The sequence below is a fragment of the Streptomyces sp. NPDC107559 genome (assembly GCF_055657365.1).
Window position 1 is genome coordinate 1 of sequence record NZ_JBVKBD010000025.1, and the last position, 21,439, is coordinate 21,439.

Here is a 21,439-nt window from a genome sequence, read left to right on the forward strand (position 1 = left end):
CATATGAGGAGCGAAATCCGGGCGACCTCCAAGCCGCAGCAGCGAAGATCAACAACTACAACGAGTAGCCACTCCACACAACTTGGGCCAGACCCCCAAAGAAATGCTTACGAACAACCGTGACCTGATTCGTTGGCCACGAGCGGCTCCTGGAGGCTGCGGTCGTCTTCGCGGAGGAACTCGCGGGCACCACGGAGCCTGGTCCGCAATCGCTCCTGCGTTGCGCGGCTGTCGAGGCGTACGTCGAGGGCGCCGGACAGGTTGGTGTCGGCTCGTCGCCCGGCGGGCAGCTGCGCACCGTCAAGTCCTTGGTGCCGGGCGATGAGCACACCGAGGTCGTGACGGCTCAGGGCATCCGGCCCGGCGAGGTGGAACACCCCGGCCGCGTCGGACAGCGCGAGCTCCCACAGGGCGGCGGCCAGATCTTCGACATGTACCGGGCAACGGATGTCGTCGGTGAACAGGACCCCGTCCCGGGTTCCGGCCGCCAAGTCATGCACCGCGCGCTCGTGTCCGGACTGGCCGTGTCCGAGGATCAGCGAGGTGCGGGCGACGACGGCCCCCGGCACCAATAGCCGCACTGCCGTCTCGGCGGCGGCCTTTGCGGCGCCGTAGGGGGTGACCGGATCGGGCAGGCTGCTCTCGTCGTAGCGGACGTGCGCACCGGAGAACACCGCGTCGCTGGAAACGTGGGCCAGCCGGCAGCCTTGGTCGGCGGCAGCCAGCGCCACGCGGATCGCGCCGTCGGCGGTGACTGCCCAGTCAGACTGGCCACTTGACACGTTGAGGACGGCCGAGGGCTCAACGTCGGCGATCACCCTGACGACACGCGCAGGGTCCCGGACGTCGAGCGGATACCAGGCGACACCCGAGGACCTGCCAGGCCGGGAGGCGAACGTCGCGGCCGTTTGGTGCCCGGCCGCGATGGCCTGCCGGACCAGTTCAGTTCCCAGAAAGCCACTGCCACCGATAATCAGGACCGTCATGAGCTACCACGGTAGGGCAGGGGGATCGGTGGTGGGCCGGCTCCCGGCCGGCGCAAAGCGACGGCCGTGCCATTCGCGTGCCAGATCAGGTGGGGAACCACGGGGAACAGCGGGGACTGGCAACGGGCGCGCCCAGGCGACCCCATGGTCAACTACCTCTATGGGCTCGCATGGGAGAAGGTCATTGAACGACTTGCCGAGCCACCGCAAAGCCCGTCAGGGCCGGTGACGAAGAAAGAGCACTTGGCGCTTATTTCGGTGTTGGCAGACTTCTCGTCTGGAGTCGAAACGAACGTGCTAACTGCCACTTACTATGCGTGCCAGTTTCAGGTGTCTCAGGCAGAGGTTGGGCGTGCCTGCGGAATATCAAGGCAAGCTGTCCGTCAACGCCTCGCTAAAGTAACAGCTATCCAAGAAGAGCGTAAGCTTCAATATTCCTACTGGGATTACGATTACGAGGAATACGACGACTACTAGAACCCAGCTACGACGCCCGAACCACAGCTAGAGCTCCGGCGCTGCCATCATGGACCGGCCGTCACGACGACGGCACCGGAAGCGTGGTTGAGGCCCGTGAGGGCGAAGCGAGGCACACGCGTGCGTGGTCGGTCGGCGCACCCGCCGTCGTGGCTGACTGTCGTCGGCTGAGGTTCAGACGGGGCGTGTCGAAGGTGCCGGCCGTCAGTCGAGCGCGCCGAAGCTGGGCCGTCCCTGGGCCGTCCGAGGTTGCTCAACAGCGGCCAACGACGACCAACATCGACGACCAGGCGCACGAGCTCACCGCCCCTGAGCTGGGAAGCAGCAGGTCGCCAAGATCTCCGGCAAGACCCAGGGCAAGAAGAAATAGCCTCGTGCCTCCTGCGGCCCTCGTTCAGTTACGTACGCCACGTAACTGTCAGGAGGCGCGCCGGAGCGGTCTCGGGCAGCAGCGAGTCATCGTCGCCGCCAAGATCTCGGGTGCAGTTCTTGGGCAGGGGCAATTCTTGCGGGTCGGGGGCGAGATGCCCTCTTCCAACTGCTCCAGGCCCCCCACGAGAACAAGGCACTGGCGCCCAGGCCGCGGATGATGTTTGAGGCGTCGTGTCCGTTTACGGCGCTGAGCAAGCCGCCGATGGCGCAGACGATGAGCAACAGGGCAAGGAAGGACCAGATCACGATCTTCATGCGGGGAACGGTATCCGGCCCGCGCCAGCCCTCCGAGCTCCGGCCCCGTTCAAGGCAGCCGAGTACGGCCAGGCGGAGCGGTCGCAATGAGTGCTGCGGTACAGCAGCGGAGTACAGCAACCATCGTGACCGTCCGCGGCCACCAACAACCAGCAATGGCCGTCTGACCAGACTCCTATGACCACCCAGCCGAGAGTCCGGGACGAAGAGGTCGTGCCAGACCCGTGCCAGATCGTGCGGGGAACCACGGGGAGCAGCGGGGAACCGATCAACCGTCTACCGCACGCCTGCGTCCCGCCGTCGCAGATCAGGCCGGGAGCAAGCCCTAGATGCCCTTAGCTTCCCAAGCTGAGGTCTCACCGCTGTATCTGCCTATCAGTCCAACCAGACGAGTACCGCATCGGTCGCTCCGGCAGCGGCCTCCAAGAACTGAGTGAGGCCGTCGCACCAGTGACGACCCCACTCCAGTGCACCAGGCTCGCTCCATCCGAGGGGGTACACCTCGGCGCTGGTCAGTTCGGCGGGATCCGCACCACTGATGAGCTGGTCATAGCTGGCAGCCCGCAGAGATTCCGCCGCGAGCCGGATCCGCTCAGACCGCGGGTACCTGGGAGGCCCGTAGCCCCAGTCCTCATCCTCGGCGAACGGCTTTTGCCGTGGATCACGTTCACGGGAAACTCTGCGCGCGCCAGCAGGAAGCGGAGCACGTCCCAGGTCTTCGACTACTGATCGCGCTCGATGGAGTTTGACTCGCCCATTGAGTGTGGCTCCCTATCGCCGCCTCAGGCTTTCTTTGAAGTCGGCGATCTCGGCAATCATCGCGGAGATGAACTCGGCCGCGTCTCCGGCGTTGCCCGGCTGGGGAAGAGGAACGTCCTCCGCCATGGTTGGGGACAGGAAGGCGGTGGTGTCGGGCTCTGTCGGCGGAAGGACCTGGGCGTGATGGAGGATGAGCATGTCGGCTACCAGGCAGGTCACCTCTCCTTTCGTCGTGCGTCCGATCCAGACCGGGTACGAGCCGTCGCCCATACCGCTGGGGTAGGCGATCAGATTGGTCCCTGTGTCGGGATCGTCTGTCTCCCCCGGTTCACAACCGTGCTCGCACATTGCAGCCAGGACGTCACGCCCTGCCGCGTCGAGGAACGCTCCCATGCCGGTGTCCACTCCGAAGCCATAGAACTCCCCCTCGCCCAGCAGTCGCGTGTCCTGACCAGGACGGACTGCGAGTTCCCAGCTCGCGGTGGGTTTGTCGAGGACGCGCAGCATGGCGGCGGTGTTCTCGCCCCACCCCTTGCCGTCCCACTCCATGGTGGCGATCAACACGGGATATTCGCCCGGCGGCACCGGCACCGTGAAGGGTTCGTCACGCTCGCTGAGAGTGCCGGGGTCTGCTGCTATGACCGAGCCGGTGGGAAGCCGCAGGACACCTGCCGTCTCCGGGGCGGTGACGGTCGCTGTGTCGGATTCTTCGTCAGCGAAGCGGCTGCCCGGGGTGAACAGGGCCTCTAGATACCGGGGGCGAAGCGGCCTCGGGACGGACCACGTTCCGGTCGGGGATTCGGGCTGTTCTTCATGTGCAGCGAGCGTGAGGGACAGGGCACCGTCCGTTCCGAAGCCGAGCATCCGACCGTCGGCATACGCCGTCCAGTCGCCGAATTGCGCACGGCGCAGGGTTCGGTGCTGTTCGGGAAGGTTCCGAACAGTGTGCAGGCTGCCCCCGTGGTCCAGTTCGACACGCGCCGTCTCTCTGTCGGTTCTGGCAGTGAGGGTGAAGTGCCAACCTTCCTCCGGGAACTCCGGCTCGTCAGTGGACGTGTGGCGCCACTCCTCGTAGGAGCGCAGGTGTAGCAGGCCCGCCGCCAACTCCCGGTAGTCGTAGCCGCGAACGCGTCGTTCTTGTTCGTCGAAGAGGAACACTCCGAGGTAGTGGTCCCTCCAGCTCACCTGGAGCAGCACCCGCTGCCGGCCACCGTTGCCGAGCAGAACCGCGTACGGCTCTCCGGCCCTGTCACGCTCGCGCGCCCGGCTCTCACTCATCGCTCCTACGGGAAGCCGCTCCTGCGGATTCCATCCCGCACAGTAGGCGACCTCAATCCGAGTACGCATGAACCCCCCTCTAGCTCCAACGGCCGCCACACCATAACCGGCACCTCCGACAGCGAGGAGCGCGGACTCATCTCGACCAGCGAAGCCTGACGCTCCAACGGGGAACAGTGGTCCCCATCCAGCAGGCCCAAAGGTCATGACGTCCTACGCAGCAGGTCAGCAAGCCTATGGACCCCATAGAACCCAAGCTTTCCAAGTTGATGGCTCGGCAGATGCGCTCACGGTCTGGTCAGTGCGGCTGACCCGCGAAGGGGTCCGGAGGCAGTACACGGCCGGGCCGCCCAGGGGGCGCACGACGCGGCGGGGAGGGGAACCCAGGCGCGTGGTTGGGTTCCCCTCCCCGATTGGAAGGGCCGTGACGGGCGGTGAACGCTCACGCCCCGTCGTTCAGATGTTGTGCGGGTTGTCTACCGCCAGGAGGTCACCGCGGCTGGTCGCAACGCGCAGGACGTCGCGCAGTGCGTCGGCCAGTTCGTGGGCCAGCCGTCGCATGTCCTCCGGGTTCGCGTCCTGGTTGCCGAGCGCTTCGTGGGCGTGTGCCAGCAGCTCGTTCGCCGTGCCGAGTTGCACCGACTCGATGTTGTCTGCCAGGTGCGACATGTAGCCGTCCGGGTCGTCGGTGCTCAAGTAGCAGGGCTTCCCCTCCGGGCCCGACCACGGGAGGAGGCGCAGTTCGTTCGGGGCTGTCATCCTTGCGTCTGCCTCTCGTCGAGCATGTGGTGGGTGGTGAAGACCGCGTCGATGCGGTCCCCCGGGAAGGCCAGGAGGGCGGCTTCGACGACTCGGTCAGTGGCGGCGGTCGCTACTCGTGTGATCGCGAGGACCGGCGCAGTGGAGGCGATCCGGAGGGTCGATGCCTCCTCCGGTGTCGGGAGGCGGGAGCAGACTGTCTCCCGGACAGCGGCCGGCGAGAGGGTGAGGACAGCGAATCTTGTGATCGGGGCCCGGTCTGCGGATGCGTCGTCAAGTAGTCCAGCAGGTGCCAGGTCGCGCGGGATGTAGATGCGGGTCAGTCCCTGCGGTGACTCCCCTTCGAAGCTATCGCTGATGGCCCGGTCCCCCGACATCGCCCGTCGTGGGGACCGTTTTGCGTACGGCCGCCCAGAGGGTGCGGCCGTTCAGGCTGGTGGCGAGGAGGCCGAACCGGTCCGCGTCGGCCACCACGTCCAGGACCTCCCGCCATGACTCGGCGGTGAGTGATTCCGGTATCTCCGCCACGACCGTCGTGTGGCTCCCGTGTTCCTCCGCCTGCGTGGGAAGCCCGAGAGCGGACAGCCGGGCGGCGACGGCCGCCGCGCTAACTCCCGAAGCGGGCACAGGGCAGCCTCCGTCACCAGTGATCACTTTGAGTGAAGCTAGTTAACTGGATTAGGGCTAGTGGACTAGATTTTTTCCATATGCCTGAGCAGCCGTCCTATCTCCGCATCGCCGACGAACTCCGGCGGCGGATCGCGGAGCACGTATGGGAGCCGGGTGACCGTCTGCCCTCTCGCACCCAGATCGGCCAGGAGTGCGGCGTGGGCGAGAACGTGGTGCGCCGGGCGCAGGAGTTGCTGATCTCCCAGGGGTTGCTGGAGGGGCGCGCCGGATCGGGTACGTACGTCGCCGAGCCCCGGCAGCGGGTGCGGGTGGTTCGGTCGGCGGCGCGGGAGCGACGCGACGGGTCGCCGTTCCGGGCCGACATGCGGGACATCGGCAGGGCGGGGGACTGGGAGAGTCGGACCGATGCCAAGGTGCCGGCGCCCGCCAACATCGCCGCGCGGCTCGGGATCGCCGAGGGCGAGCTGTGCGTCCGGACGACTTACGAGTTCCCGGCCGACGGCAGGCCGGTGCGGCTGTCGACGAGCTGGGAGCCGTGCGACCTCACGGCCGGCACTCTCGTCGTCCTCCCCGAGGGAGGCCCGCATGCCGGAGCCGGTGTCGTGAACCGGATGGCTGTCATCGGGGTCACTGTCAGCCATGCCGTGGAGCAGCCTGAGCCTCGGACGGCGACCGCCGAGGAGGCGTCGTTGCTCGGCATTCAGAAAGCCGCGCTCGTCACGCACATCCGGCGGACGTACTACAGCGACGACGGACGGCCCGTCGAGACGGCGGACATCGTGGTACCCGTCGCGCACTGCGAGATCGTCTACGAGATTCCGATCAATCGTTGATCGTCGGTGAATCGGGGGCGGTCGCGGGGCATCAACACCCGCGACCGCCCCTGACTCTTCCCTGTCGCCGTTCGTGGCCGGTCAGGGGCCTCGCGCAAGATCATTCCTGGGCCGTCCCTGGGCCGTGCGAGGTCGGCAGAAGCTGACAGAGGTCGCCCGAGGGTGACCACCCCCACCCCGCTCTGGCCTGGGGACCCTCGGATGATCTGCCACACTGAAGGTGTTATGCCTGCACCCGGAGAACTCACTTTCGTCGCCCCCCGTGGAGCCAAGAAGCCGCCGCGGCATCTTGCCGATCTCACGCCCGCCGAGCGCAAGGACGCCGTGGCCGAGATCGGGGAGAAGCCGTTTCGTGCCAAGCAGCTCTCGCAGCACTACTTCGCGCGGTACGCGCACGACCCGGCGGAGTGGACCGACATCCCCGCCGGCTCGCGCGGCAAGCTTCAGGAGGCGCTGCTTCCCGAGCTGATGACGGTCGTGCGGCATCTGTCCACCGACGCGGGCACCACCCGCAAGACGCTGTGGCGGCTGTTCGACGGGACGCTCGTCGAGTCGGTGCTCATGCGCTACCCGGACCGGGTGACCATGTGCATCAGCTCGCAGGCGGGCTGCGGCATGAACTGCCCGTTCTGCGCGACCGGGCAGGCGGGACTGGACCGGAACCTGTCGACCGCCGAGATCGTGCACCAGATCGTGGACGGGATGCGGGCCCTGCGGGACGGTGAGGTGCCCGGCGGGCCGGCCCGGCTGTCCAACATCGTCTTCATGGGCATGGGCGAGCCGCTCGCCAACTACAAGCGGGTCGTGGGAGCCATCCGGGCGCTCACCGATCCCGCGCCGGACGGGCTCGGGCTGTCGCAGCGCGGTATCACCGTGTCGACCGTCGGTCTCGTGCCCGCCATCCACCGGTTCTCCGACGAGGGCTTCAAGTGCCGGCTGGCGATCTCCCTGCACGCGCCCGACGACGAGCTGCGCGACACCCTGGTCCCCGTGAACACGCGGTGGAAGGTGCGCGAGGTCCTCGACGCCGGCTTCGAGTACGTCGAGAAGTCCGGCCGCCGGCTGTCCATCGAGTACGCGCTGATCCGGGACATCAACGACCAGGCCTGGCGCGGTGACCGGCTGGGACGCCTGCTGCGGGGCAAGCCCGTGCACGTCAACCTCATCCCGCTGAACCCGACGCCCGGCTCCAAGTGGACCGCCTCCCGGCCCGAGGACGAGAAGGCGTTCGTCGAGGCCATCGCGGCCCACGGCGTGCCCGTCACGGTCCGGGACACCCGCGGTCAGGAGATCGACGGGGCGTGCGGGCAGCTGGCCGCCACCGAGCGCTGATCCCACCCACCGGTAGCCGTCCGTACCGGGCGGTAGCCGTAGGGTGGCGATCGGCCGGACGGTAGTCTGGCGCCGTACATCTTCATATTCCGACAGGGGAGCGCCACAGCGCTGAGAGTGCGGCAATCGGGCCGCAGACCCTCTGAACCTCGCCCAGGTCATTCTGGGTAGGAAGTTCGGTCTTCACTCGAGCTGTTGCGCCCTGCCCGGGAGCCGGCGGATCCGTCCGACGGCCCCGGGCAGGGCCGCGTCTCTTCCTGGTCACCTCCAGGAGGAAATCAAGTGCACACCAAGACGTTCGTGGCCGCGGCGATCGGGCTCGGCCTGGTCACGCTGTCCGCCTGCGGCTCGTCCGGCGACAAGGGCGGCGCGGGCTCGGGCGGTTCCGGCGGTTCCAAGACCGTCACCCTCGTCAGCCACGACTCGTGGGCCGTCTCCAAGAACGTGCTCGCGGACTTCGAGAAGCAGTCCGGGTACAAGGTCAAGGTCCTGGAGGACGGGGACGCGGGCCAGGCCGTCAACAAGGCCATCCTCACCAAGGACAACCCGCAGGGCGACGTCTTCTTCGGTGTCGACAACACGCTGCTGTCCCGGGCCCTCGACAACGGACTGTTCCAGCCGTACCAGGCCAAGGGGCTGGACCAGGTCGGCGCCGCCTACCAGCTCGACCGGGGAAAGCACCGGGTCACGCCGATCGACTACGGCGACATCTGCGTCAACTACGACAAGGCCTGGTTCAGCGCGCACAAGCTGACCCCGCCGGCCTCCTTCGACGACCTGGTCAAGCCCGCGTACAAGGACCTCCTGGTCACCGAGAACGCCGCCACCTCCTCGCCGGGCCTGGGCTTCCTGCTCGGCACCGCCGCGAAGTACGGCGACGGCGACACCTCCGGCTGGCAGGGCTACTGGAAGAAGCTCAAGGCCAACGGCGTGAAGGTGGTCGACGGCTGGGAGCAGGCCTACAACGAGGAGTTCTCCGGTTCCGCCGGCGGCAAGAAGGCCAAGGGCGACCGGCCGCTCGTCGTGTCGTACGCCTCCTCGCCGCCCGCCGAGGTGATCTACGCCGACCCCAGGCCCACCACCGCGCCCACCGGCGTGGCCGAGGGAACCTGCTTCCGGCAGATCGAGTTCGCCGGGCTGCTGAGCAACGCGAAGAACACCGAGGGCGGCAAGGCGCTGATCGACTTCCTGGTCTCCAGGGAGTTCCAGGAGGACATGCCGCTGAACATGTTCGTCTACCCCGTGGTCACCGGTGCGAAGGTGCCCGCCGACTTCACCGAGTACGGTCCCGCGGCCAAGGACCCCGAGACCGTGGCTCCCGCGAAGATCGCCGCCAACCGTGACCAGTGGGTCAAGTCGTGGACCTCGCTCGTACTGAAGTAGCCCCCCGCGGGAGCCGGAAGGGGAACGCGGCGCGGTTCGGGCTCATGGCCCTGCCCGTCGCGTTCTTCGGCGTGTTCTTCGCCTGGCCCGTCGCCGCGATCACGGCGCGCGGGCTGAAGTCCGACGGCGCCTGGCACCTCGGGCGGATCACGGACGTGCTCGCGCAGTCGGACATCCGGCACGTGCTCTGGTTCACCGTCTGGCAGGCGCTCGCCTCCACCGCGCTCACCCTGCTCGTCGCGCTCCCGGGCGCGTATGTCTTCGCCCGGCTCGACTTCCCGGGCAAGCGGGTGCTGCGGGCGGTGGTGACCGTGCCGTTCGTGCTGCCGACGGTCGTCGTCGGTACGGCGTTCCTGGCGCTGGTCGGGCGCGGCGGGCTGCTCGACGAGCTGTGGGGCGTACGGCTGGACACCACCGTGTGGGCGATCCTGCTCGCGCACGTCTTCTTCAACTACGCGGTCGTCGTCCGTACGGTCGGCGGCCTGTGGGCGCAGCTGGACCCGCGGCAGGAGGAGGCGGCGCGGATGCTGGGCGCCTCCCGGCTGCGCGCCTGGCGCACCGTCACGCTGCCGGCGCTCGGGCCCGCCGTGGCCGCCGCCACGCTCATGGTCTTCCTGTTCACCTTCACCTCCTTCGGCGTGGTGCAGATCCTGGGCGGCCCCGCCTTCTCCACCCTCGAGGTCGAGATCTACCGGCAGACCTCCGAGATCTTCGACCTGGCCACGGCCGCCGTGCTCACCCTCGTCCAGTTCGCGGCGGTGGGCGCGATCCTCGCCGTGCACGCCAGGACCGTACGGCGTTCGGAGAGCGCGCTGCGGCTGGTGGACGCGGCCCGGACGGCTCGACGGCCGCGCGGGGCCGGGCAGTGGGCGTTGCTGGCCGGTGTCCTCGGCACGGTCGCCGTGCTGATCCTGCTGCCGCTGGCGGTCCTGGTGCAGCGGTCGCTGGACACGCCCGACTTCGGTTATTACCGGGCGCTGGCCTCGGCCGACTCGGGTGTCTTCCTGGTGCCGCCGATCGACGCCGTCGGCAACTCCCTGACGTACGCGCTCGCCGCCACCGCCATCGCGGTGCTGATCGGCGGGCTCGCCGCGGCGGCCCTCACCCGACGCGACAGCGGGCGGTTCGTACGCGGCTTCGACGCGCTGCTGATGCTGCCGCTCGGGGTGTCCGCGGTGACGGTCGGCTTCGGGTTCCTGATCGCGCTCGACGAGCCGCCGCTGGACCTGCGGGCCTCCTGGATCCTCGTACCGCTCGCGCAGGCCCTGGTGGGTGTGCCCTTCGTCGTACGGACCATGCTGCCGGTGCTGCGGGCGGTGGACGGACGGCTGCGGGAGGCGGCGGCGGTGCTCGGGGCGTCGCCGTGGCGGGTCTGGCGCGAGGTCGACCTGCCGCTGGTGCGGCGGGCCCTGCTGATCGCCGCCGGGTTCGCCTTCGCCGTGTCGCTGGGCGAGTTCGGGGCGACGGTGTTCATCGCGCGGCCCGACAACCCGACCCTGCCGGTCGCGGTGGCCAAGCTGCTGGGCCGCGCCGGTGAGCTCAACTACGGCCAGGCGATGGCCCTTTCGACGATTCTGATGGTGGTGTGCGCGGTGTCCCTGCTGTTGCTGGAGGGGCTGCGGAGCGCGGATCGGACGGGGGAGTTCTGATGTTGCTGTCTCTCGCGGGGGCGACCGTGCGGTTCGGCGGCCGGGCCGCGCTCGACGCCGTCGACCTGGACGTCGTCGAGCACCAGATCGTGTGTGTGCTCGGTCCGAGCGGCAGCGGCAAGTCGACGCTGCTGCGGGCGGTGGCCGGACTGCAGCCCCTGGACGGCGGCCGGGTGGTGCTGGACGGGCGCGACCAGACGGGGGTGCCCGCGCACCGGCGGGAGGTGGGGCTGATGTTCCAGGACCACCAGCTCTTCCCGCAGCGGGACGTGGGCGGCAACGTGGCGTTCGGGCTGCGCATGCGCGGCGCGTCGCGTGCCGAGCAGGGCGCCCGGGTGGGGGAGCTGCTCGACCTGGTCGGGCTGCCGGGGGCCGCGCGCCGGGCGGTCGCCGCGCTGTCCGGCGGTGAGCAGCAGCGGGTCGCGCTCGCCCGGGCGCTCGCGCCCCGGCCGCGGCTGCTGATGCTGGACGAGCCGCTGGGCCAGCTCGACCGGTCGCTGCGCGAGCGGCTGGTGGTCGAACTGCGCGAGTTGTTCGGCCGGTTGGGCACGACGGTGCTGGCGGTCACCCACGACCAGAGCGAGGCGTTCGCGCTGGCCGACCGGGTCGTGGTGATGCGGGACGGGCGGATCGCCCAGTCCGGTACCCCGCTGGAGGTGTGGCAGCGGCCCGCGGACGCCTTCGTCGCACGCTTCCTCGGCTTCGACAACGTGGTGGAGGCGACCGTCGTCGGGGAGGCCGCGGACACCCCCTGGGGCAAGGTCGCGGTGGGCGAGGGCGCCCCGCAGGGGACACGCACGCTGCTCGTGCGCCCGGCCGGCGTACGGCTGGTGCCGGCGGACGAGGGCCTGCCCTGCACGGTGACCGCCCGCACCTTCAAGGGCACCCATGTCTCCGTCCACCTCCAGCCCCGGGACGCGCCCCGCCTGGAGGCGGCCTGCGCGCTGCGGACGGCACCGGAGGCCGGGGACACGGTCGGAGTGCGGTTCGATCCCTCGGACGTCGTGGTGCTCGACTGACCGTCGGCTTCGGGCCGACATGCCGGTGGCCCGCCCCTCGAAGGGACGGGCCACCGGTGTGGACGTGCTGCGGGGTCAGCTCTTGCTGCTCGCCCCACGGCGGCGCATGCCGAAGAACACGGCACCGCCACCGACGACGACCAGGGCGCCCGCGATGCCGGCGATCATGCCGGTGTTGGAGTTCGCACCGGTCTCGGCGAGGTTGGACTCACCGACCTCGGCGGCGGAGGGCGCGTTGCCCTGGGCGGCAGCGGCGGTCTCCGACTCCGTGGCCGACGGGGCCGGGGACGCGCTGTCGGACTCGTCGTCGGCCGGGGTGGTCGTCGACTCGGCCGGGGACGACGGGGTCGACGGGGTCGACGGCGTCGTGGTGTCCTCGGCCTTGCAGGCCTCGGCCGGGGTGGTCAGGGTCTTCTCGCCGATCTTCTTCGTGCCGGCCTGGACGAGAATGCGGTAGGTGGCGTTCGGCTGCCAGTCCTCCGGGAAGGAGACGGCGACGCCTTCCTTGGAGCCCTGGACCGTCTGCTCGCCGACCTTGCGCTCGTCCGCGCCGTTGTTCTCGAGGAACACGGAGATGACGACCGTGGTCTTGGAGGCGTCGAAGTTGGTCAGGCTGATGGCGCCCTTGGCGCCGTCACAGGTGGCCTTGATGTCCTGGAACTCGGAGATGTTGCAGGCGAGGGCGTTGCCCGCGACGCCGAGCGCGAGTGCGGCCGAGGCGGAGGCGACGCCGAGGATGCGCACGGAACGACGTGCGGTGCGACGAGATATGGACACGTTTGCCCTTCGGGGGATGCACAACTGCGGGGGGCTGTGACATAGATGAGGTGGCTCCGGGGCGAGTTTCAGAGTCCCCAGGAGACTCACAGGTCTATAAGTGTCGCGTAAGCAGTGTCAATGCATATGCGCCCGCGCGCTGCCGACTTTACCCATTCGTTGCCGTCATAGATGTTTCAGCACGTCAGGAGCCTGCTCGATCCGGTCAACCAGGGCTATTCGGGCCTCCATTGAGCGCCCCCGCGCGAGCGCCTGGAGGAGCGGCCAGGCGGGCAGGTCCTCCGTCCAGTGCTTGCGGTTCACGAGCACCATCGGGGTGGGCTCGCCGCGGGACTCGTAATGGTTGGGCGTCGCGTTGTCGAAGATCTCCTGTACGGTCCCGGCGGCGCCCGGCAGGAACACCACGCCCGCGGTGGAACGGGCCAACAGGCCGTCCTCGCGCAAGGCGTTCGCGAAGTACTTGGCGATGTGCGCGGCGAAGGCGTTGGGCGGCTCGTGGCCGTAGAACCAGGTCGGCACGCCGACCGAGGCCCCGCCGTCCGGCCAGCGCTCGCGCACCTCGAAGGCGGCCGCCGCCCAGTCGCCCACCGACGGCCTGAACGAGGGCGCCTTGGCGAGGATCCGCAGCGCCTCGGTGAGCATCCCGTCCTCGAACGGGGCGGCGTACGCGCCGAGGTTGGCGGCCTCCATCGCGCCGGGGCCGCCGCCGGTGGCCACCGTGAGTCCCGCGCGGGCCAGTTCCCGGCCGAGCCGGGCGGCGCCCGCGTACTCCTCGGTGCCGCGGGCCATGGCGTGCCCGCCCATGACGCCCACCACCCGCCGGTCGGCGAGAAGTTCGTCGAGGGCGTCGGAGACGGCGTCGTCGTGGATCGAGCGCAGCATGGAGGCGAAGATGTCGCCGTTCGCCTTCGTCCGCTGGAACCAGCCGTACGTCAGGGCGTCCGGTGTCGCCTCGTAGCCCTGGTCGAGGGAGGCGAACAGCTCGTCGGGCGTGTAGACGAAGCCGCGGTACGGGTCGAAGGGCAGGCCCGGCACGGGCGGGAACACCAGGGCGCCCGAGGCGCGCAGGTGCGCGGCCGCCTCCGGGGCCATCGGGCAGCCGAGGAAGACGGCGCCGGCGCCGTCCAGGGCGAGCAGGACGTCCGTGCGGCCCGTCAGGTCGACGGACTGGACGCGCAGATGGGTCTCCTCCGTCCCGGCGGCGCCGGGAGTGCGGGGGAGGGGCGAAGTACCGAGCGCGGCGAGGACCTCGTCGAACTCGTCCAGGGTCTCGATCTCGAGGTCGCGAGGGCCCTCGACGGGGCGGCCCGGCAGGGCGGGTGTCGGATTCACCCGCCCATGCTAGGAGTGCCGTTCGGCCGCGGCGGGTCAGCCCTGCACGGCCGCCGGGTCCATCCAGACGATTTCCCAGGTGTGACCGTCGAGGTCGTCGAAGGCGCGGCCGTACATGAAACCGAGGTCCTGCGTCCGGCCGCTGACCATGCCTCCCGCCGCCAGCGCCCGGTCGACCAGCTCGTCGACCTTCTCGCGGCTCGGGGCGCTCAGGGCCACGAGCATCTCGCTGGTCTTCTTGGCGTCCGCGATCTCCTTGTCGGTGAAGGTGGCGTAGAACGACTTCGTCAGCAGCATCGCCACGATGGTGTCGCTGATCACCACGGACGCCGCGTTCTCGTCGCTGAACTGCGGGTTGATGCTGTAGCCGAGGTCCGTGAAGAACTTCTTCGAGGCGTCGAGGTCGGTCACGGGCAGGTTCACGAAGATCATCTGCTGGTACATGCGAGGTCTCCCCTGAGGCATCGGTTCGGGCGTGGGCGGAGGGTCGTGCAGTGCGATGTACAGACCGGGGACCGCGGTGGAACTCATCGGTGGGCCAGCGGCAGTGCCGCCAGCTCCGCCACGACCAGGGTGAGCGGGCCGAACAGGGCCACGAGCGCACCGGCCCGCAGCGCGGCCGCGCTGCGCAGCATCGTGCTCGGGGCGCCCAGGCGCAGCAGGGCCGCGGTGGTGTCGGAGCGGACCTGCCTGGCCTCGACGGCCGCGGTGAGCAGCGTCGCCACCGTGCAGCCCAGCACCAGCAGGGTGCCCAGGGTGGTGAGCGGGCCGAAGGACGCATCGCCGGGCTCGCTCAGCGTCACGGCGGCGTACGTCGCCGACAGCACGGCGCAGACCACGCCGAGCGGGCGGCCGATGCGGGCGGCCTCGGCCATCAGGACCCGGCCCGCCAGCAGCCGCAGGACGCCGGGCCGGCCGGCCTGGAGCAGCACTCCGCACAGGTGGGTGAGGCCGGGGCCGGCCAGGGCGAGACCGAGGGCGGTGAGCAGCCAGCCGGCCAGGACGCCCGCGGGGCCGGTGGCCAGACCGGCGGGCAGCCGCGGCCCGGCGGCGGTGGACCGGCTCGCGTAGGCCTCCACGGCCAGGCCGGCGGCGAGGACGGCCACGCCCCAGGGCAGCGCGCCGGGGGCCGGACGGGGGGCCGGGGGCCGCTGCGGGTCGGGGTCGGACGGATGGTCCGCGGGGTTCCAGGTGCCGTCCTCCTGCGGTGCCTCGACGGCCTGGGAGATGCCTTCGGCCGTCCCGGCGTGCGCACTGCCGTCGGCGGCCGCCGGGGTGCGCCGGGTGCCGTCGACCGCGGCCGGGGCGTGCGGGGCGCCGTCCGCCGTGGACCACAGGTCGTCCGTACCGCCCGGCAGTGACGCGGTGGCGTGCGGTCCCTGCCGTACCGCCTCGGCGGCGTGGCCGCCCGCGGACCGGCGCGGCTGGAGGACCGGAACCTGTCCGTGCCCCGGTTCCCCGTCCGTACCCGTGCCCCTCGTGGAGGCGGAGGTGCCGGACGCGGTCGTCCGCAGCCGCGCGCCGAATCTGGCGTAGGTCCCGAACGTCTCGCGCGCACCCGTCCGGCCGGACGCGCCGAAACGGCCGTACCCCCGGGCCGAGGTGCGGGCCGGGGGGTGCCGTGGGTCGCGCGGGCGCAGCGCGAGGGCCGCGGCCGCCGAGGCGACGGCGGGCAGCACCGCCAGCAGGGTCAGGGCGCCCGCCAGGGGGAGCGGGGTGTCCGCCGCCAGGAACTGCGCCGCCGCGCCGTCGAACGGCATGCCCGTGAGGTCGCCGCGCAGGTGGAGGAAGAAGAACAGCGCCACCATGGAGCCGAGGGTGCAGGACAGGGCCGTCGTCGTCGCCGAGATCGCCATCAGCCGGGCCGGTCCGAGTCCGATCGCCGCGAGGCCCGGCCGGGGCCTGGTGGCCGGGTCGGTACGGGCGACGGTCACCGCGAGCTGGACCGTGGCGGCCAGCGGCACCGCGCACCAGGCCAGGCGCAGCAGGAGCGTGCCTGCGGGCGTGTCCGGGTGGCCCAACGCGTAGCCGAGGCTGCCCAGCAGCAGGAAGCCGGTGCCGGCCGAGGCGGCCGCCACCAGCAGGCGGCGCAGTTGGACGGCCGGGTGGGCTAGGCGGCTCAGGCGGAGAGCGAGCACGCGGCGCGGCCTTCCGTCTCGGCCTCGGCGACCGGCGGCAGGTGCACGGTGTGCACGCGTCGCCCGTCGAGCAGCGACACCTTGCGGTCGGCCAGGGCGGCGGTCTCCGCGTCGTGCGTGGCGAGGACGACCGTGATGCCGTGCGAGCGGGCCGCCGTGGTGAGGGTGCGCAGGACATGGGCGCGGTCGGCGCGGTGCAGGGGGGCCGTCGGCTCGTCCGCGAACAGGACCGTCGGGGCGGGCGCGAGGGCGCGGGCGATGGAGACCCGTTGGCGTTCGGCCTGGCGCAGCTGATGCGGACGCCTGCGGGCGGTGTCGCCGATGTCGAGGCGCTCCAGCCACTCCAGGGCGGCCACCTTGGCCCGGCGGCGGCTGGTGCCGCGCAGCATCAGGGGCAGCGCCGCGTTCTCCCAGACGTTCAGCTCGGGCACGAGCACCGGTGCCGGGTCGATCCAGCCGAAGCGGTCCCGGCGCATGCGTTCCCGGGAGACGGGGCCCATGGTGTGCACGGGGACGCTGTTGAACCAGACCTCGCCGCGTCGGACCCGCACCAGGCCGGACAGACAGCGCAGCAGGGTGGTCTTGCCGCTGCCGCGCGGGCCGCTGACGGCGAGGATCTCGCCCTCCCGGACGCCGAGCGAGACCCCGGCGAGCGCGGGCGAGCCGTCGTCGTGCGTGAAGTGCAGGGACCGTGCCCAGAGCACGTCGTTGTCCGGCGGGGCCTCCATAGGCGTACACCTCGGTTCAGATCCGTGATTCCCCTGCCTTCGTTCCCCCGTCCGGGGGAACGAAGGCAGGGCCGATCGGTCACTGGCACGCTAGGCAGGCGACGGCGGGAGGCCGGACAGCACGCGGCCCCGGGTCGCCGTTTCTCACTCGAACGGTCGATACCGGGGCCGGTGCGGATCATCCCGGAGGAGGATCGACGCGAGGGATCAGAGCTTGGTCCACGCCTCCGTCAGCGTCGCGCGCAGGATCTGCTCGATCTCGTCGAAGGTCTCCTGGTTGGAGATCAGCGGCGGGGCGAGCTGGATGACCGGGTCGCCGCGGTCGTCGGCACGGCAGTACAGGCCGTTCTCGAACAGCGCCTTCGACAGGAAGCCGTACAGGACGCGCTCGGTCTCCTCGGCGTTGAAGGACTCCTTGGTCGTCTTGTCCTTGACCAGCTCGATGCCGTAGAAGAAGCCGTTGCCGCGGACGTCGCCGACGATCGGCAGGTCGTGCAGCTTCTGGAGGGTCTTGAGGAAGTTGCCCTCGTTGTCCAGCACGTGCTGGTTGAGGCCCTCGCGCTCGAACAGGTCGAGGTTGGCGAGACCGACGGCCGCGGAGACCGGGTGGCCGCCGAAGGTGTAGCCGTGCAGGAACGTGTTGTCGCCCTTGTAGAACGGCTCGGCGATCCGGTCGGAGACGATGCAGGCGCCGATCGGGGAGTAGCCCGAGGTCATGCCCTTGGCGCAGGTGATCATGTCCGGGACGTAGCCGAACTTGTCACAGGCGAACGTCGTGCCGAGCCGGCCGAAGGCGCAGATGACCTCGTCCGAGACGAGCAGCACGTCGTACTCGTCGCAGATCTCGCGGACGCGCTGGAAGTAGCCGGGCGGGGGCGGGAAGCAGCCGCCGGCGTTCTGCACGGGCTCCAGGAAGACCGCGGCGACGGTGTCCGGGCCCTCGAAGAGGATCTCCTGCTCGATCTGGTCGGCGGCCCAGCGGCCGAAGGCCTCGGGGTCGTCGCCGTGGATCGGGGCGCGGTAGATGTTGGTGTTCGGGACCTTGTGCGCGCCCGGCACCAGCGGCTCGAAGGGGGCCTTCAGGGCCGGCAGGCCGGTGATGGACAGGGCGCCCTGCGGGGTGCCGTGGTAGGCCACCGCGCGGGAGATCACCTTGTACTTGGTGTGCTTGCCCTTGAGCTTGAAGTACTGCTTGGCGAGCTTCCAGGCGGTCTCGACCGCCTCACCGCCGCCGGTGGTGAAGAAGACCTTGTTCAGATCGCCCGGCGCGTGGTGGGCGAGGCGCTCCGCCAGCTCGACGGCCTTGGGGTGGGCGTAGGACCACACGGGGAAGAAGGCCAGCTCGGCGGCCTGCTTGGCGGCGACCTCGGCCAGCTCCGTGCGGCCGTGGCCGGCCTGGACCACGAACAGACCCGCGAGACCGTCGAGGTAGCGCTTGCCCTTGTCGTCGTAGATGTAGGTGCCCTCACCACGGACGATCGTGGGGACGGGCGAGTTCTCGTACGAGGACATGCGGGTGAAGTGCATCCACAGGTGGTCGTACGCGGATCGGCTGAGGTCCTTGGTGCTCACGGTTATCGGGTTCCCCACATGTAGGTCTGCTTCTTGAGCTTCAGGTAGACGAAGCTCTCGGTGGAGCGCACGCCGGGCAGGGCCCGGATGCGTTTGTTGATGACGTCCAGCAGGTGGTCGTCGTCCTCGCAGACGATCTCCGCGAGGATGTCGAACGAGCCCGCGGTCATCACCACGTACTCGACTTCCGACATGCCGGTCAGCGCTTCGGCCACGGGGTCGAGGTCGCCCTCGACGTTGACGCCCACCATCGCCTGCCTGCGGAAGCCCACGGTGAGCGGGTCCGTGACGGCGACGATCTGCATCACGCCCTGGTCCAGCAGTTTCTGGACGCGCTGGCGCACGGCCGCCTCGGACAGGCCGACGGCCTTGCCGATCGCGGCGTACGGCCGGCGGCCGTCCTCCTGGAGCTGCTGGATGATCGCGAGGGAGACGGCATCCAGGTGAGGAGTGCCGTTCCTGGGCTCGCGGGGCGAGTCCCTCTGGTCTGCGCTTCGACTGGCCACGGCTTCACTCTGCACGACGTCTCGACCGTTCCGCAAGGCTTCACCGATGAAATTCGTTGTTTACGAGGTCCAGGTTTGCGGATTTCGCAGCACTAGCCCGCTTGGGGGTGTTGAAAACGTGGGCCTGCGGATTAGGGTGGGTGTCTCAGTGATTGGACAGTTCGACCTGACAGGAGGCCGGCAGTGAGCACCGAGCTGCGTCGTCTGCGCAACTACATCGATGGTGAGTTCCGGGACGCCGCCGACGGACGGACCACCGAGGTGGTCAACCCCGCGACGGGCGAGGCGTACGCGACCGCGCCCCTGTCCGGAACGGCGGACGTGGACGCCGCGATGGAGGCCGCCGCGGCGGCGTTCCCCGCCTGGCGCGACACGACCCCCGCCGAGCGCCAGAAGGCCCTCCTGAAGATCGCGGACGCGTTCGAGGAGCGCGCCGAGGAACTCATCGCCGCCGAGGTGGAGAACACGGGCAAGCCCGTCGGACTCACCCGGTCCGAGGAGATCCCGCCGATGGTCGACCAGATCCGCTTCTTCGCGGGTGCCGCGCGGATGCTCGAAGGCCGCTCGGCCGGCGAGTACATGGACGGCATGACCTCGATCGTCCGGCGCGAGCCGGTCGGCGTCTGTGCCCAGGTCGCGCCCTGGAACTACCCGATGATGATGGCCGTGTGGAAGTTCGCCCCGGCGATCGCGGCGGGCAACACGGTCGTCCTGAAGCCCTCGGACACCACCCCCGCCTCCACCGTCCTGATCGCCGACATCCTCGGCTCGATCCTGCCCAAGGGCGTCTTCAACGTCGTCTGCGGCGACCGCGAGACCGGCCGCGCGATGGTCGAGCACCCGACCCCGGCGATGGCCTCCATCACCGGCTCGGTACGCGCCGGCATGTCCGTCGCCGAGTCCGCCGCCAAGGACGTCAAGCGCGTCCACCTGGAGCTGGGCGGCAAGGCGCCGGTCGTGGTCTTCGAGGACACCGACATCGCCAAGGCCGTCGAGGACATCTCCGTCGCGGGCTTCTTCAACGCCGGCCAGGACTGTACGGCCGCCACCCGCGTCCTCGTCCAGGCGGGCATCCACGACGAGTTCGTGGCCGCGCTGGCGAAGGCCGCCGCCGAGACCAAGACCGGTCAGCCGGACGACGAGGACGTGCTGTACGGCCCGCTCAACAACCCCAACCAGCTCAAGCAGGTCTCCGGCTTCGTCGAGCGGCTGCCCGCCCACGCAAAGGTCGAGGCGGGCGGTCACCAGGTCGGCGACAAGGGCTACTTCTACGCCCCGACCGTCGTCTCCGGCCTGAAGCAGGACGACGAGATCATCCAGAACGAGGTCTTCGGACCGGTCATCACCGTCCAGTCCTTCACGGACGAGGACCAGGCGGTGGAGTGGGCCAACGGCGTCGAGTACGCCCTCGCCTCCTCGGTGTGGACCAAGGACCACTCCCGCGCCATGCGGATGTCCAAGAAGCTCGACTTCGGCTGCGTGTGGATCAACACCCACATCCCGCTGGTCGCCGAGATGCCGCACGGCGGCTTCAAGAAGTCCGGCTACGGCAAGGATCTGTCGGGGTACGGCTTTGACGACTACACCCGCATCAAGCACGTGATGACGTCGCTCGACGCGTGACGCACGGCGGGCCGGCGGCCCGCTGAGCACCTGTGTGCCGAACACGCGCGGCCCCGGACGGGAATTCCCGTCCGGGGCCGCGCTGTTCCCCCGCGGGTCAGACGCGCTCGTCGACACCGCTGGTGACCAGAGAGGGCCGGCCGGCCTCCTCGATCACAGTGCTCGTGACCTTGGTGGGCTTCCCGGGCTTCCCCGGCTTTCCGGGCTTCCCCGGCGTGCCCGGCAGGCCGGGCAGCGGCGGCAGTTCGGCGCCGGCCGGGAAGGTGACGCCCGCCTTCGCCATGATCGGACCGCACGCCTTGAGCGCCTTCCGGAAGCGCTTGGACGTCGGGTCGAACGTGCCGCCCTTGTCGGTGATCCTCACCTGCAACAGGACGCGGCCCTCGGCGTCCTTGGAGGCGTGGATGTCCGGGACGGTCTTCTGGCCCGCCCGGTGCATGCACACGGCGAACTTCTTGTTCGCCGCATTGACGTCGCCGGGGGCGTCGGCGGTGGGGTGGTAGGCGACGCCGAAGCCGGTGGCCGGTCCGGTCTGGCCCGCCCCGGCGTGGCCCGCGCCGCCCGTCGTGCCGCCCGTGGTCCCGCCCGTCGTCCCGCCACCGTGGCCCGCCTCGCCCTTCGTCCGCCCGCCCTGCTCGGGGGCGACGGACGTGGCAGACGTGACGGAGGTGGCGGACGTGATGGTCGTACGGAGCTTCCCGCTCGACGTGGGGCCGGCCGCCGACGCGGCCGACGCGGTGGCCGTGCAGAGGGCGGCGGCCGAAAGGACGGCGACGCCCAGAGTGAGCAACTGCGCCCGGGGTGCCGGAGCACGCATGGATTCCTCCTGAGGTGGGACGGATGGGTGTGGCCGCGGTGCTGCCGGTACGGCCACGGCCTACGGAACCCCGTCGGCGGTTACGGCACGGGAACGGCCGTTCTTACCCGGGTGTAACCACGCCCACGGCCGCCGGTGCCGTCTGTACCGGGAC

The 21,439-nt window shown here is 70.1% G+C and carries 20 protein-coding genes and 1 pseudogene; 7 read left to right on the top strand and 14 right to left on the bottom strand.

All coding sequences use genetic code 11. The features are described from left to right. Nucleotides 1-107 precede the first annotated feature (107 nt). A complete protein-coding gene (locus ACZ7OY_RS40035; RefSeq protein ID WP_472250480.1) occupies nt 108-986 on the bottom strand; it encodes an SDR family oxidoreductase in 879 nt (292 codons plus the stop codon). Between the two features lie 144 nt (nt 987-1,130). On the opposite strand from ACZ7OY_RS40035, the gene ACZ7OY_RS40040 reads away from it, so the two are divergent. Beyond that, nucleotides 1,131-1,463 (top strand): hypothetical protein, encoded by a 333-nt coding sequence (locus ACZ7OY_RS40040; RefSeq protein WP_472250481.1) that lies wholly within the window; start codon nt 1,131-1,133, stop codon nt 1,461-1,463. Between the two features lie 1,062 nt (nt 1,464-2,525). On the opposite strand, the gene ACZ7OY_RS40045 is transcribed toward ACZ7OY_RS40040, so the two are convergent. From ACZ7OY_RS40045 to ACZ7OY_RS40065, 5 genes and pseudogenes are all read right to left on the bottom strand, one after another. Further along, entirely contained in the window at nt 2,526-2,864 is a 339-nt protein-coding gene (locus ACZ7OY_RS40045) for a DUF1877 family protein (RefSeq protein ID WP_472250547.1), read from the bottom strand. A 57-nt stretch (nt 2,865-2,921) separates the two neighbouring features. Further along, nucleotides 2,922-4,187 carry a DUF4241 domain-containing protein gene (locus tag ACZ7OY_RS40050; protein ID WP_472250482.1) on the bottom strand — a complete coding sequence of 422 codons (1,266 nt, stop codon included), beginning with the start codon at nt 4,185-4,187 and terminating at the stop codon, nt 2,922-2,924. A gap of 456 nt (nt 4,188-4,643) precedes the next feature. Continuing rightward, entirely contained in the window at nt 4,644-4,946 is a 303-nt protein-coding gene (locus ACZ7OY_RS40055; RefSeq protein ID WP_472250483.1) for a hypothetical protein, read from the bottom strand. Then, a pseudogene (locus ACZ7OY_RS40060) lies at nt 4,943-5,296 on the bottom strand (UTRA domain-containing protein); the annotation flags it as partial. The gene ACZ7OY_RS40055 and the pseudogene ACZ7OY_RS40060, both read right to left, overlap by 4 nt. After that, nucleotides 5,295-5,573 (bottom strand): hypothetical protein, encoded by a 279-nt coding sequence (locus ACZ7OY_RS40065; RefSeq protein WP_472250484.1) that lies wholly within the window; start codon nt 5,571-5,573, stop codon nt 5,295-5,297. The gene ACZ7OY_RS40065 and the pseudogene ACZ7OY_RS40060, both read right to left, overlap by 2 nt. An 80-nt stretch (nt 5,574-5,653) precedes the next feature. Between ACZ7OY_RS40065 and ACZ7OY_RS40070 the strand changes: the two genes are divergently transcribed. From ACZ7OY_RS40070 to ACZ7OY_RS40090, 5 genes are all read left to right on the top strand, one after another. Continuing rightward, nucleotides 5,654-6,409 carry a GntR family transcriptional regulator gene (locus tag ACZ7OY_RS40070; RefSeq protein WP_472250485.1) on the top strand — a complete coding sequence of 252 codons (756 nt, stop codon included), beginning with the start codon at nt 5,654-5,656 and terminating at the stop codon, nt 6,407-6,409. 225 nt (nt 6,410-6,634) lie between these two features. Next, a complete protein-coding gene (gene rlmN, locus ACZ7OY_RS40075; RefSeq protein WP_472250486.1) occupies nt 6,635-7,741 on the top strand; it encodes a dual-specificity RNA methyltransferase RlmN in 1,107 nt (368 codons plus the stop codon). A 282-nt stretch (nt 7,742-8,023) separates the two neighbouring features. After that, nucleotides 8,024-9,124, top strand: coding sequence for a thiamine ABC transporter substrate-binding protein (locus ACZ7OY_RS40080; RefSeq protein ID WP_472250487.1), 1,101 nt, complete (start codon nt 8,024-8,026; stop codon nt 9,122-9,124). After that, the gene (locus tag ACZ7OY_RS40085) at nt 9,100-10,773 is read left to right on the top strand and encodes an ABC transporter permease (protein ID WP_472250488.1); all 1,674 of its coding nucleotides are present in this window, start codon (nt 9,100-9,102) and stop codon (nt 10,771-10,773) included. The genes ACZ7OY_RS40080 and ACZ7OY_RS40085 overlap by 25 nt, the downstream gene beginning before the upstream one ends. Continuing rightward, nucleotides 10,773-11,792, top strand: coding sequence for an ABC transporter ATP-binding protein (locus ACZ7OY_RS40090; RefSeq protein ID WP_472250489.1), 1,020 nt, complete (start codon nt 10,773-10,775; stop codon nt 11,790-11,792). Before ACZ7OY_RS40085 ends, ACZ7OY_RS40090 begins: the two co-directional genes overlap by 1 nt. Nucleotides 11,793-11,867: 75 nt before the next feature. Here ACZ7OY_RS40090 and ACZ7OY_RS40095 read toward each other — a convergent pair whose 3' ends face one another. The 7 genes from ACZ7OY_RS40095 to ACZ7OY_RS40125 all read right to left on the bottom strand — a co-directional run bounded on the left by ACZ7OY_RS40095 (nt 11,868) and on the right by ACZ7OY_RS40125 (nt 18,860). After that, nucleotides 11,868-12,536, bottom strand: coding sequence for an LAETG motif-containing sortase-dependent surface protein (locus tag ACZ7OY_RS40095; protein ID WP_472250490.1), 669 nt, complete (start codon nt 12,534-12,536; stop codon nt 11,868-11,870). A gap of 198 nt (nt 12,537-12,734) precedes the next feature. Beyond that, on the bottom strand, nt 12,735-13,901 hold the full coding sequence (locus ACZ7OY_RS40100) for an LOG family protein (protein WP_472250491.1): 1,167 nt from the start codon (nt 13,899-13,901) through the stop codon (nt 12,735-12,737). A gap of 36 nt (nt 13,902-13,937) precedes the next feature. Then, entirely contained in the window at nt 13,938-14,345 is a 408-nt protein-coding gene (locus ACZ7OY_RS40105; protein ID WP_472250492.1) for a VOC family protein, read from the bottom strand. 83 nt (nt 14,346-14,428) lie between these two features. Beyond that, nucleotides 14,429-16,039, bottom strand: a complete 1,611-nt coding sequence (locus ACZ7OY_RS40110) for a hypothetical protein (RefSeq protein WP_472250493.1) — start codon at nt 16,037-16,039, stop codon at nt 14,429-14,431. Continuing rightward, a complete protein-coding gene (locus ACZ7OY_RS40115; protein WP_472250494.1) occupies nt 16,021-16,767 on the bottom strand; it encodes an ABC transporter ATP-binding protein in 747 nt (248 codons plus the stop codon). Before ACZ7OY_RS40115 ends, ACZ7OY_RS40110 begins: the two co-directional genes overlap by 19 nt. A gap of 207 nt (nt 16,768-16,974) precedes the next feature. Next, nucleotides 16,975-18,339 (bottom strand): aspartate aminotransferase family protein, encoded by a 1,365-nt coding sequence (locus tag ACZ7OY_RS40120; protein ID WP_472250495.1) that lies wholly within the window; start codon nt 18,337-18,339, stop codon nt 16,975-16,977. 2 nt (nt 18,340-18,341) lie between these two features. Then, nucleotides 18,342-18,860, bottom strand: coding sequence for an Lrp/AsnC ligand binding domain-containing protein (locus ACZ7OY_RS40125; RefSeq protein WP_162469671.1), 519 nt, complete (start codon nt 18,858-18,860; stop codon nt 18,342-18,344). Nucleotides 18,861-19,028: 168 nt separating this feature from the next. Between ACZ7OY_RS40125 and ACZ7OY_RS40130 the strand changes: the two genes are divergently transcribed. Then, complete coding sequence (locus ACZ7OY_RS40130; protein WP_472250496.1) at nt 19,029-20,468, top strand: gamma-aminobutyraldehyde dehydrogenase; 1,440 nt, start codon at nt 19,029-19,031, stop codon at nt 20,466-20,468. Nucleotides 20,469-20,565: 97 nt separating this feature from the next. On the opposite strand, the gene ACZ7OY_RS40135 is transcribed toward ACZ7OY_RS40130, so the two are convergent. After that, complete coding sequence (locus ACZ7OY_RS40135; protein WP_472250497.1) at nt 20,566-21,285, bottom strand: hypothetical protein; 720 nt, start codon at nt 21,283-21,285, stop codon at nt 20,566-20,568. Between the last annotated feature and the right edge of the window lie 154 nt (nt 21,286-21,439).